The sequence below is a fragment of the Clostridium sp. LBM24168 genome (genome assembly GCF_052953915.1).
In genome coordinates, this window is sequence record NZ_CP196861.1 from 2,601,672 (window position 1) to 2,613,884 (window position 12,213).

The 12,213-nt window shown below is 33.3% G+C and carries 8 protein-coding genes; all 8 read right to left on the reverse strand.

Annotation, left to right across the window (positions count from 1 at the left end; all coding sequences use genetic code 11):
* Positions 1–43 precede the first annotated feature (43 nt).
* Positions 44–1,000 carry a 6-phosphofructokinase gene (gene pfkA / locus ACSVC9_RS12940; RefSeq protein ID WP_446897871.1) on the reverse strand — a complete coding sequence of 319 codons (957 nt, stop codon included), beginning with the start codon at positions 998–1,000 and terminating at the stop codon, positions 44–46.
* Positions 1,001–1,208: 208 nt separating this feature from the next.
* The gene (locus ACSVC9_RS12945; RefSeq protein ID WP_446899861.1) at positions 1,209–4,694 is read right to left on the reverse strand and encodes a DNA polymerase III subunit alpha; all 3,486 of its coding nucleotides are present in this window, start codon (positions 4,692–4,694) and stop codon (positions 1,209–1,211) included.
* An 86-nt stretch (positions 4,695–4,780) separates the two neighbouring features.
* Positions 4,781–6,085 carry a DRTGG domain-containing protein gene (locus ACSVC9_RS12950; RefSeq protein ID WP_446897872.1) on the reverse strand — a complete coding sequence of 435 codons (1,305 nt, stop codon included), beginning with the start codon at positions 6,083–6,085 and terminating at the stop codon, positions 4,781–4,783.
* Positions 6,086–6,094: 9 nt separating this feature from the next.
* Positions 6,095–7,048, reverse strand: coding sequence for a DNA-binding protein WhiA (gene whiA, locus ACSVC9_RS12955; protein WP_446897873.1), 954 nt, complete (start codon positions 7,046–7,048; stop codon positions 6,095–6,097).
* Positions 7,049–7,061: 13 nt separating this feature from the next.
* A complete protein-coding gene (locus ACSVC9_RS12960; RefSeq protein WP_446897874.1) occupies positions 7,062–8,393 on the reverse strand; it encodes a gluconeogenesis factor YvcK family protein in 1,332 nt (443 codons plus the stop codon).
* A complete protein-coding gene (gene rapZ / locus ACSVC9_RS12965; RefSeq protein ID WP_446897875.1) occupies positions 8,390–9,274 on the reverse strand; it encodes an RNase adapter RapZ in 885 nt (294 codons plus the stop codon). The genes ACSVC9_RS12960 and rapZ overlap by 4 nt, the downstream gene beginning before the upstream one ends.
* A gap of 121 nt (positions 9,275–9,395) precedes the next feature.
* Positions 9,396–10,310: a UDP-N-acetylmuramate dehydrogenase gene (gene murB, locus ACSVC9_RS12970; protein WP_446897876.1), complete on the reverse strand. Its 915-nt coding sequence runs from the start codon at positions 10,308–10,310 to the stop codon at positions 9,396–9,398.
* Between the two features lie 14 nt (positions 10,311–10,324).
* Positions 10,325–12,193, reverse strand: a complete 1,869-nt coding sequence (gene uvrC / locus ACSVC9_RS12975) for an excinuclease ABC subunit UvrC (protein WP_446897877.1) — start codon at positions 12,191–12,193, stop codon at positions 10,325–10,327.
* Between the last annotated feature and the right edge of the window lie 20 nt (positions 12,194–12,213).

Here is a 12,213-nt window from a genome sequence, read left to right on the forward strand (position 1 = left end):
TTACTCTCCTTAACAATAATTTGTATTAAAAATTAGAAACCTATTACGACAATGCCTGTGCTATTTCATATAATTTATCATCAAATTGTTTTGTTTGTTCCAAAGCTTCATCAATATCAAGATCTATTATTTTTCCCCCTCTAATTCCCACAACTCTTGACGATTTGCCTTCATCCAACAATTCTACTGCTCTAAAAGCAAATCTGGAAGCTAAAATTCTATCCTGACATGTAGGACTCCCACCTCTTTGAATATGTCCAAGTTTTGTAGCCCTCGTTTCTATCCCAGTTATCTCTTCAACCTTCTTTGCAAGCTCTTCCGCTCCTCCAATTCCTTCGGCAAGCACTATTAAATTATGCATTTTTCCATTCATTTTTCCTTCCAATATATTTCTACAAAGCCTATCCCTTTCATATCCTTTTTCAGGAATAATTATATTCTCAGCTCCTCCCGCAAGACCGGAGTAAAGGGCAATATCTCCACAGTTTCTTCCCATGACTTCGACTATGCTTACTCTCTCGTGAGACGTTGAGGTATCTCTTAATTTATTTATGGCATCAAGTACTGTATTTGCTGCAGTATCAAATCCAATAGTATAATCAGTATAAGCTAGATCATTATCTATGGTACCAGGTATTCCTATAGTGGATATACCAAGTTTTGACAATAGCTGGGCCCCTCTAAAAGAACCATCTCCACCAATCACAACTAACCCATCTATACCAAAAGTTTTAAGTATATTAGCTCCTCTTTTTCTTCCCTCTTCTGTTTTGAATTCCTCACAGCGTGCAGTCCTTAAAATTGTTCCTCCCCTTTGAATTATATCCGCTACACTCTTCCTGTACATAGGCACTATTTCACCATTTATCAGGCCACTATATCCCCTAAGTATACCCATTACATTAAAATTTTTATCCAATCCTGCTCTTACAACTGCCCTTATAGCAGCATTCATACCAGGAGCATCACCACCGCTCGTTAATACGGCTATTGTTCTCATATATTCATACCTCCCATGACCGCAGGGTCTATTTTTGTCCCACTAATATTATAATAACCTTTCTTCATTTATATTAACTTTTAAGATTTATTATAGCATAAATTAAATCATATTTCACCATTTTAAAATGTCATTTTTTCCAACACAAACAGAGTAGTAAAAGCATACTTTCTCTATTAACATTTTAGCCATTCGATACATAAATTATTCAAATCAGCTTCACATTTTTTACTCCAAAAATATCTTTTATACTACCAATAATGTTTTCCTCATCCCTAATCCATAGTTCACTGCTCAGTCTGAATTTTTTTCTTCCATTTTTTACACATAGGTAGACAGGAATATTTCCTTTATGCCCCTCTACAATGGATTTAAATTTGTAAGTTGCATTCTTCAACTCCACTTCACTATCAATGAGTACATACAATTTTTCGGTATCAATTCTAACAAGTGGTTCTAAAATTTCACATAGTATTTTAGGTTCTTCTTCCTCTCTGACACTAACCTTACCCTTTACAATAAGCATAGAATCCTCATAAACAAGATTTTTGAATTTTTGAAAAGTTTGTGGAAATATTATTATCTCTATTGCTGCATATAGATCCTCTAATTTTGCAAATGCCATCATATCATTATTTTTTGTTATTTTTCTAGAAACTTCAGTTATTATTCCTCCAATTATAACCTTATCTCCATCCTTAACTTTTGCTTCTGACAGAATTCCTTCCTCCAATGTCTTATCCATAAGTATATCAGAAATTTTTACACTGGTTTGAAGTTTTAAAGTCTTTTCATATTCATCAAGTGGATGTCCAGACAGATAAAGTCCTGTCATTTCCTTTTCCATAGCAAGTTTATCTTTCTTTTTAAATTCCTTTATATCTGGATAATGTACCCTGATACTACTATCATCCACCATTGAAAAAAGACTTACCTGACCATCTATATTCCTCTTCTTGGAATTACTTACACTGTCCAACAATTTTTCATATACATTTACAAGCTGAGCTCTGTACACTCCAAAACAGTCAAAAGCTCCTGATTTAATCAAGCTTTCTACAACCCTTTTGTTTATAGCCGTTATTTCTATATTGTTATAAAAATCAACAAGATCTTTAAATTTTCCATGTTTTTCTCTTGATTTTACTATACTGTCTATTACATTTTCCCCCACATTTTTAAGGGCAGAGAGTCCAAACCTTATACTGTTATCCTCTACTGTAAATTTGGCATAGCTCTCATTTATGTCAGGTGGCAATGTATCTATATTTATGTCTTTCGCAAATCTTATATAGTAGGCAACTTTCTCATTATCACCTTTTACACTGTTTAACATAGCTGCTATAAATTCCACAGGATAGTAATGCATTAAATATGCCGTTTGAAATGCAACTACCGCATAGGCAGCAGCATGTGACTTATTAAAAGCATAAGATGCAAAATCTATCATGGAATCAAATATGCTGTTTGCAATTTCCTCTGATATACCATTTCTTATACAACCAGGTACCAGTATCTTACCATTTTCATCTGCTATTCCATATACAAAATTATGTCTTTCTTCTTCCATTACATGGTGCTTCTTTTTGGACATAGCACGTCTTACGAGATCACTTCTTCCCATGGAGTATCCTGCCAGATCCCTTACTATCTGCATTACCTGTTCCTGATACACCATACACCCATAAGTTACTGAAAGAATATGTTCAAGTTCCGGAGTTATATATTCTATATCACCAGGGTTATTTTTATTTCTAATATACTTTGGTATTTCTGCCATTGGGCCTGGTCTGTACAAACTTATTCCTGCTATTATATCCTCCAGGGAATCGGGCTTTAATTCCTTCATGAACGAGGTCATTCCTGGAGACTCAAGCTGGAATACTCCAACTGTCTTTCCCTCGCCTATCATATTATAAACAGCTTTGTCATCATAATCTATATTATCCAAATCTATATCTACATTTCTATTCTGCCTTATTATCGCAACTGCATCTCTAAGTACAGTCAAGGTACGGAGCCCAAGAAAATCCATTTTTAAAAGTCCTAGTTCTTCCAACGTACCCATCGTAAATTGAGTTACCACATTATCATCATTTTTCTGAAGTGGTACATAATTTACAAGAGGCTGTGATGCTATTACAACTCCTGCAGCATGTGTAGAAGTGTGTCTTGGAAGACCTTCAAGGGACTTTGCCACATCTACTAGTTCCCTTGTTTTTGATTCACCATCGTATGCCTCCTTAAGTTCCGGGTTCAGCTCAAGAGCTTTGTTTATTGTTATATTGTGTCCAGAAGTTGAGGGAGGAATCATTTTTGCTATTCTATCCACTTCCCCATAGGAATAATTCATGGCTCTTCCAACATCTCTTATGCATGCCCTTGCCGCCATGGTTCCAAAGGTTATAATCTGTGAAACATTATTTTCTCCATATTTTTCAACTACATAATCTATTACCTCACCACGTCTTTCATAACAAAAATCACTGTCAATATCAGGCATGGATACTCTTTCAGGATTTAAAAAACGCTCAAATATAAGATTATACTTTATTGGATCTATCTTGGTTATTCCAAGTGTATATGCGACTATTGACCCGGCACCACTTCCTCTTCCAGGTCCTGTCATTATTCCATTTTGTCTTGCAAACCTTATAAAGTCCCAAACTATAAGAAAATAGTCTACATATCCCATTTCCTTTATAACTCCAAGCTCATATTCAAGCCTATTTATTAAATCATCATTTATAACGGAATATCGCTTCTTCAATCCATCATAGCACAAGTTTCTCATATATTCATAGGGAACTACACCTTCAGGCAATTCAAACCTTGGTAATTTTGATTTATGAAATTCATAGTCAAAATTGCACTCTTCAGCTATCTTAACTGTATTTTCCAATGCTTCCGGAACATCAGAAAACATACTGTACATTTCTTCAGGTGATTTTAAATAGAATTGGTCCGAAGGATACCTCATCCTATTTTCATCATCTACAGTTTTTCCTGTCTGTATACAAAGCAGTATATCATGTGCTCTGTAATCTTCCTTATTTATATAATGGACATCATTGGTTGCGACCAGTGGTATATTCAATTTCAGTGACATTTCCTTCAGATACTTGTTTATCTTAAGCTGATCTTCTATACCATGATACTGTAGCTCGAGATAAAATCCATCTTTAAAGATATCTCTATAAAATTTTGCAGCTTCCTCAGCTCTCTTTAAATTTCCCTTTAGTATATTTGACTGAATTTCCCCACTTAAACAGGCACTTAGAGCGATAAGTCCTTCACTATGAGACTTAAGATACTCATGATCAACCCTTGGTTTATAATAAAAGCCTTCTATTGAAGCTGTTGACACTATATTCATTAAGTTATTGTATCCTTTTTCGCTTTTCACCAAAAGCACCAGATGATAGTTTTCATTTTCTCCATTGTTTTGTTTTACATGCATTGACTTCTGAGACACATATATTTCACAGCCTATTATGGGTTTTATTCCCTGTGCTCTGGCTTCTTTATAAAAATCTACACAACCATACATTACACCATGATCTGTTATGGCTATACTCTTCATGCCAAGTTCCTTTGCCCTCTTTATAAGCTCTGGGATTTTAGCAGAAGAGTCTAAAAGTGAATATCCAGTATGCTGATGTAAACTAATCCATTGGATATTTTTCTTATCCATCATCAAATATCTTACTCCTTTTTTTATACATTACTCTTCAAAATCAACAAAGATAGATGACTCCAATCTTATCAGTATAAAGTTATTTATCTTCTTATTATCTTTGCAGATAAAATACATTTGCCTACTATATCCTTCTTATCATTATACATATCTATTTCAACCTTACAGGAATTCCTTCCTATATTTATTATATTTGAATATATATCTATATTGCTATCTATTTGCACCGGCCTCATAAAATACGTATTTATACTGTCTACAAGTACATTTATATTATTTTTTTGTCTCAATGTTATAATCCCCATAGTTGAAAGCAGCATATTCAGGGAACTACATGACGCAATACCTATAGGATCCAACATTTCTGGAGTTATTCTGCCGTGTAAATGAATATTCTCACTCTTCGTCTCAAATTCAAATCCCTTAAGTACTAGATCTTCCAGCGTTTCTCCTGACTGTGGCTGTCTCGCCATATACTGAAGGGCCTTTATTACATCACCTTTTGTGACTACCCCTATTAACGTCTTACCATCTACTACAGGAAAGAGGTCTATTCCCTCCCACCCCATTATATGTGCAGCATAGGCTACCGTAGTCTTTGGAGTTAATGTTATTGGATTTTTATGCATTTTTTTACTTATCAGTTCATCATCCGGTGTCTTGCTGGGTATATCTTTTAAAGTAACGATACCAACAACTCGTTTTTTATCATCTACTACCGGATATCTTTCATGCCGAGTTTTTTCAACATTTTCCCTCCACTTAGATACCTCATCTAAAACATTCAAATACTGAGGATTATTTTCCATAATATCTTCTATAAGCAGTATATCCTTTTTAATCATATTTTCAGAAACAGCCTTATTTATCATACTAGCAACAGTAAATGTATCATAGGTAGTCGATATAAGCGGAAGACAATTTCTATTTGCAAGTTCTCTTATTTCCTCAGTACATGGAAATCCTCCTGTAATTAGAACTCCACAGTTATTTAAAAGAGCAAGCTTTTGAGCTTCCTCCCTATTTCCGACTATTAGAAGGCAATCCTTTTTTATATATTTCTTCATTGCATCTACAGTCATAGCTCCTATTACAAAATAATGAAGTACCTTGTATATTCCATCTTTTCCTCCAAGCAATGTACCATCCACTACATTAATTACCTTTCCATAGGTAAGTGTTTCAATATTTTTTTTCTCTACTTTTTCTATTCTAACAGTACCTACCCTCGGAATGGTAGTTACAATTCCCAATGTATCAGAATCCTTTATTGCTCTATATGCAGTTCCATCACTTACTCCTAAATCACTAGCTATACTTCTGACAGATATTTTCGTGCCTACGTCTAATGAGAGTATATACTTTATCACATCTTCATGCTTCGACATAACCTGCTCCTACCTTTCTTCTTTTCTGAGTTCTCCTGCTATTTTTTCAATTCTTCTAAGTCTATGATTTACTCCTGACTTTCCAACTGGAGGACTTAACATTTCCCCCAGTTCTTTTAATGATTCATCTGGATATTTTAATCTCAATTCTGCAATTTCTCTTAAATTATTTGGAAGGCGTAGAAGCCCAATTTCCCTTTCAATTAATTTTATACTTTCAGTTTGTCTTACTGATGCATTTACGGTTTTACTCAAATTTGCAGTTTCACAGTTTACTAGTCTATTTATATTATTTCTCATTTCTTTCATTATTCTAACATTTTCCAGTTCCAAAAGAGATGCATGAGCACCTATTATTCCAAGCAAATCTACTATCTGCTCGCCTTCCTTCAGATACACTATAAAGCTGCTTTTTCTCTGAATAACCTTAGAACTCAATTCATAACCATTAATCAATTTACTTAAATCATTTGCATAATCATTATTATGAGTTACAAATTCAAGATGATATGTTTTCTCTGGATTACTTATGCTTCCACCTCCTAAAAAAGCACCCCTTATATAGGCTCTCTTATATTCATCCTTTTCAAAGACGATTTTCGGTATAGTATAATCCAGTGAAAAAATATTTTCATCTGCCTTGAGAAGGCCTACTTCTTTAAGTAAATTTTTAACATCCATATCTTCTGTAATCAATACAATATATATATTATTCTTTTTTAGAGAATTGTTTTTTTTCATCAATATTTTAGTATGTATATTAAATTTGTCCTTTAATAATATAAAAATAAATCTTGCTATAGCAGGATTTTCCGTAGTAACTTTAAAACTGAATTTCTTTTTTGCACCTAGCAATAGTGTACCGCTTACTTTCATTATAGCCGACAATTCAGCTACGGCCTCTTCCCTGTTTATATTTGAATATCTGCAAATCTCATTTTTTACTTTTAATGAAAATGACATATATATCTCCTGCCTATTGCTTTTTATTTTGCTTAATTCTTTCAGATAAATAGAAGTACTCAATTATCTTTCTTCTATCGAACAAAAGTTTTTTATCCATTATAGTTTCTATTAAAAGAGACGCAAGTTTTTCTGAATTATGCCTTATCAGTCCATCTTTTATACTTATTAAATCTCCTTCTATAGCCTTTACACCTAATTTATTCACAACTGCTTCATTCATCTTTACAAGATGGGAAGCTTCATTTTTATATTTTCCCTCCAAGCTCTTATCTATCTTTCCTACATTTGCAATTACATAATCTATTATTCCATTTCCTCCATGTTTGTAAATAGCTTTTATATGATCCTCTACAGAAAACCCGTCTGTTTCTCCCGGTTGGGTCATTATATTTGAAATATATATCTTTATTCCTCTGGTTTTCTGGAGAGCTGAAGCTATTCCTCTAACTAAAAGATTGGGAATAACACTCGTATATAAACTTCCAGGTCCAAGGATAATTGCATCTGCCTCCATTATGGCTTCAATTGCCTCTTTTAAAGCCCTTGCACCTTTTGGTTCAATGAAAATTCTATCTATCCTGGTATTACGCTTTATAGCCTGTTTAGGAATATTTGATTCCCCTTCTGCCATAGTTCCATCCTCATACTTAGCTTTTAATGCCAAATCATCAAGCGTAACGGGCATAACCTTCCCAGTTACTGCAAGTACAGAACTCATCTTATGAACAGCCTCCTCAAAATTTGAAGATATCCCATCCATAGCTGCTAAAAATAGATTCCCAAAGCTTTGATTTTTTAATTTACCATCCTTGAATCTATATTGGAGTAAATCTTCCATTAGGGGCTCTGTATCTGCAAGTGCCAAAATACAGTTCCTTATATCTCCCGGTGGAAGTATTCCGAGATCCTCTCGCAAATCACCAGAGCCTCCCCCATCGTCTCCAACAGTTACTATAGCAGTTATATTGGAAGTATAATATTTAAGCCCCCTTAGCATAGTTGATAGTCCCGTTCCACCACCAATAGCAACTATTTTGGGACCTTTTACAAGAAGTCTTTTTTCATATATTAAATTTTCAAGTTTTCTGGAATTTAAAGACACGTTTAGATATCCTTTATTTATAAGAGCTATTATAGATTTCATTCCCTGTGTAACAGAAATATATACTACAAAAATTCCAGATATAATTAAAAACACATAAAAAGAAATATAATAAATGCTGTAAAATCTTCTATTCACAAATTCAATTACTCCGAATATTATAAAGAGCCCACCCATGGCCCCAAGCATAACCCATCTTTTAACTTTTATTCCAGGTCTCAACCAACCCGTAATTCTCATAGTTTTTTACCACCTCTGTTAATATCCTCTTCAATATCCCTGTGGTCTATACTAACTTTATGTCCATTTTCTCTTAGTCTTTTGCAAATAGCATTTGCAATCGTAACAGATCTATGCCTTCCTCCAGTACATCCTATTGATATAATTAATTGTCTCTTTCCCTCTTTAACATAGTATGGTATTAAAAATTCCAGCATGTCAGAAAGTTTATCTATAAACTCAATAGTTTGTTTAAATCCCATTATATAATCTACTACCAATTTATCATTGCCTGAATATTTTTTGAGCTCAGAAATATAAAATGGATTAGGAAGAAATCTAACATCAAATATCAAATCCGAATCTACAGGTAGACCATATTTAAAACCAAAAGAAAGCACAGTTATCATAAGTTCCATTTCAAGCTGTCCTTCTTCCGAATATATATTTGTTATTTTCTGTCGAAGTTCTCTTGTCGCCAATTTAGAGGTATCTATTATGTTATCAGCTCTATCCTTTAATTCCTCGAGCCTATTTCTTTCCATTGTTATTCCTTTGAGTATTCTTCCTTCCGGTGCAAGCGGATGCTTTCTCCTGGATTCTTTAAATCTTTTCACTAATACTTCATCCGAAGCATCTAGAAAAAGTATTTCATATTTATAGCCACGCTTTTTTAAATAGCTCAAGCTTTCAAATATATCATCAAAAAATTGTCCGCCTCTTATATCTATAACTAGCGCTATTTTATCTATTTTACCATCAGTTTGATAACAAGCTTCTGCAAATTTAGGTATTAAAGTAGGGGGAAGATTATCTACACAAAAATATCCTAAATCCTCTAGATTTCTTACAGCTTGAGTCTTACCTGCTCCTGACAAACCTGTTACTATAACAAATCTCACAGTCAGCCCTCCCATTTATAAATACTGTCTTATTAATTATATCATATTATATTTATTCATAAAAATTTTTATAAAAAATAGAGAATCTAAACTATATATTGATTAGATTCCCTTCTTACCGCTAATCCTCGCCTATAATTCTAACCTCGGTATAAAGATCTACATTGAATTTTTCCTTTACAGTCATTTGCACGATCTTTATCAAATCCAATATATCCTTTGAAGTGGCATTTCCTTTGTTTATTATAAAACCTGAATGTTTTTCAGAAACCTGTGCTCCTCCAACACTTTTTCCTTTTAGTCCACTGTCTTCTATTAACTTCGCTGCAAAATATCCTTCAGGTCTTTTAAATGTACTTCCTGCCGAAGGATATTCAAGTGGCTGTTTTTCTTTTCTTCTCCTGTTTAAATTTTCAATTCTATCATAAATTTTATCGTGATCTCCTTTTTCAAGTTTAAAAACAACTTTTAGAACCGTATATCCATATTTTAATATGGAACTCATCCTATAACCTAGCTCAAGTTGTTTTAGATTAAGACTTCTTATTTTTACATAATTGTCTATCACAATCACACTATCTATTATATTGGATACTTCTCCATTATAAGCTCCCGCATTCATGGCAACAGCCCCTCCCACACTTCCAGGGATACCGCAGGCAAATTCAAAACCAGTCAAATTATTGTCCAGAGCTGCCTGAGAGACATCTTTAAGAGATGTGCCACTGCCAACTATAAGCTTTTGATTCTGTACTTCTATGCTGTTTAATTCTGTTAGCTTGATTACAACCCCACGAATTCCTCCATCTTTAACTAGTAAATTAGAACCCTTTCCCATTATGTAATATGGAACACTTTTATCATTACATATTTTTAAAACAGTTAACACCTGCTCAGAATTTTTTGGAGTTATTAGAATATCTGCGGGTCCTCCAACTCTAAAAGAAGTATGATCTTTCATGGGTTCATCTAGTTTTATATCTTTCTCATCCAGTATACTTTTCAAATTAACAGCAAAATCTATAAACTTATTCATGGTTGCATTCTCCTTTAATCTGCTTCATTTTTAAAATAATCTATAATACTTTCTGCCGTCCTTTTATCAATAAAAGGTGTCTCTACAAGTCTGTCAAAAGTTGCCATCCTTATATTTTCTATACTTCCAAACTCTTTTAGGAGTGCCTTTCTCCTCTTATTACCGACATTCGGTATGTCATCTAATATCGAATGCAGTACTTTCTTATTCCTTAGACTCCTATGATATGTTATAGCAAACCTATGTACTTCATCCTGTATTCTGGTGATAAATCTCATCAAATTCGAATGGGTATCTACCATAAGTTCTATATTATTATATATGATTCCCCTTGTTCTGTGACTATTATCTTTTACCATACCGCAAACAGGTATATCTATTCCAAAATTTTCAAGTACTTTAAGCGCTGTATTTATCTGTCCCTTTCCCCCATCCATAAGAATTAAATCTGGAAACACACAAAATTTTCCTGCACTCAACTTTAAATTTTTTTTCTGTATTCTCTCTATTTCATCCAATCCATGTCTGAATCTTCTTGTCAATATTTCTGCTAGACTATCATAGTCATTTGCTCCTTTGACTGTATCTATTTTGAACCTTCTATAATCACTGTGTTTTGCCAGTCCATCTTCAAATACCACCATACTACCAACAGAATCAACCCCCTGAATATTGGATATATCATAGGCCTCTATTCTATGTGGAATATCCTCAAGTCCAAGTAAATCAGTAAGTTCAGCCAATACTTCCTTGTTCCCCTGACTATCATGAATAAATTTCATCTTGAAATTTTTAAGCATTGTTCTGGAATTTTTTTCAACCAGATCCAATGTAGATTTCTTATCTCCTTTTTGTGGAATTTTAATATTAACTTTTGAATTTTTTTTCATACTGAGCCACTCCGTCAAAAGCTTAATATCTTCTGTACAGGGGACATATATATTTTTAGCTATGTGGGCAGTTCCCCCATAGAATTCCTTTATAAAATTTGCGATTATTTCATCTTTGATCATACCTGTAGTATTTTCTATAATATAGTGTTCTCTGCCAACTATTTTTCCATCTCTTAAAAAGAATATCTGGACACAACTGTCCCTATCATCAAAAGATATATTTATAAAATCTTCATCTTCAAAATTTCCAGTTATTATTTTCTGTTTTTCAGTTACCTTTTGAATTGCAAATATTTTATCTCTCAAATTTGCGGCCTTCTCAAACTCCATATTTCCCGAAGCAGTCTCCATATCAAGCTTCAATTTTTTTATTATATCTTTATCCTTTCCAGACAGCAAATCTATAATCTCATTAACTATTTTTTTATATTCATACTTGGTTATATGTGCAGCACATGGTGCCTTGCAGAGATCTATAAAATAATTTAAGCATGGCCTTAAAGTTGTTTTTCCATCTATTATTTTCATTCTGCAGGTTCTTACTGGAAATATTTTTTTTATAAGTTCTATAGTTTCATATACAAAAGACGCATTCGGGAATGGTCCAAAATACTTGCATCCATCTTTTTTTATTCTTCTGGTAATTACAACTCTAGGGAAGTCTTCGTTTACAGTTATCTTTATAAATGGGTAATGTTTATCATCTTTCAGCAATATATTGTATTTGGGTCTATATTTTTTTATTAAATTGCATTCCAGAATAAGAGCTTCTATCTCAGAGTCGGTAACTATATATTCAAATTCAGCTATATTTTTAACCATCACTCTCACTTTGTTAGAATGATTTCTTGAATTCTGAAAATACTGTCTAACTCTATTTTTAATAACCTTGGCTTTTCCAACATATATAACTCCTCCCAGGGAGTCTTTCATAATATATACCCCGGGTTTATCCGGCAGTACACTTAATTGATAATCGAAATCAAACATTTCCATCACCTCTAAATATA

What these genes read in the sequence shown, in the direction of transcription:
- pfkA (WP_446897871.1), bottom strand. Translation starts at nt 1,000, where the DNA reads ATGAGAACAATAGCCGTATTAACGAGCGGTGGTGATGCTCCTGGTATG.
- ACSVC9_RS12950 (WP_446897872.1), bottom strand. Translation starts at nt 6,085, where the DNA reads ATGTCGAAGCATGAAGATGTGATAAAGTATATACTCTCATTAGACGTA.
- uvrC (WP_446897877.1), bottom strand. Translation starts at nt 12,193, where the DNA reads ATGTTTGATTTCGATTATCAATTAAGTGTACTGCCGGATAAACCCGGG.
- whiA (WP_446897873.1), bottom strand. Translation starts at nt 7,048, where the DNA reads ATGTCATTTTCATTAAAAGTAAAAAATGAGATTTGCAGATATTCAAAT.
- ACSVC9_RS12960 (WP_446897874.1), bottom strand. Translation starts at nt 8,393, where the DNA reads ATGAGAATTACGGGTTGGTTGAGACCTGGAATAAAAGTTAAAAGATGG.
- murB (WP_446897876.1), bottom strand. Translation starts at nt 10,310, where the DNA reads ATGAATAAGTTTATAGATTTTGCTGTTAATTTGAAAAGTATACTGGAT.
- ACSVC9_RS12945 (WP_446899861.1), bottom strand. Translation starts at nt 4,694, where the DNA reads ATGGATAAGAAAAATATCCAATGGATTAGTTTACATCAGCATACTGGA.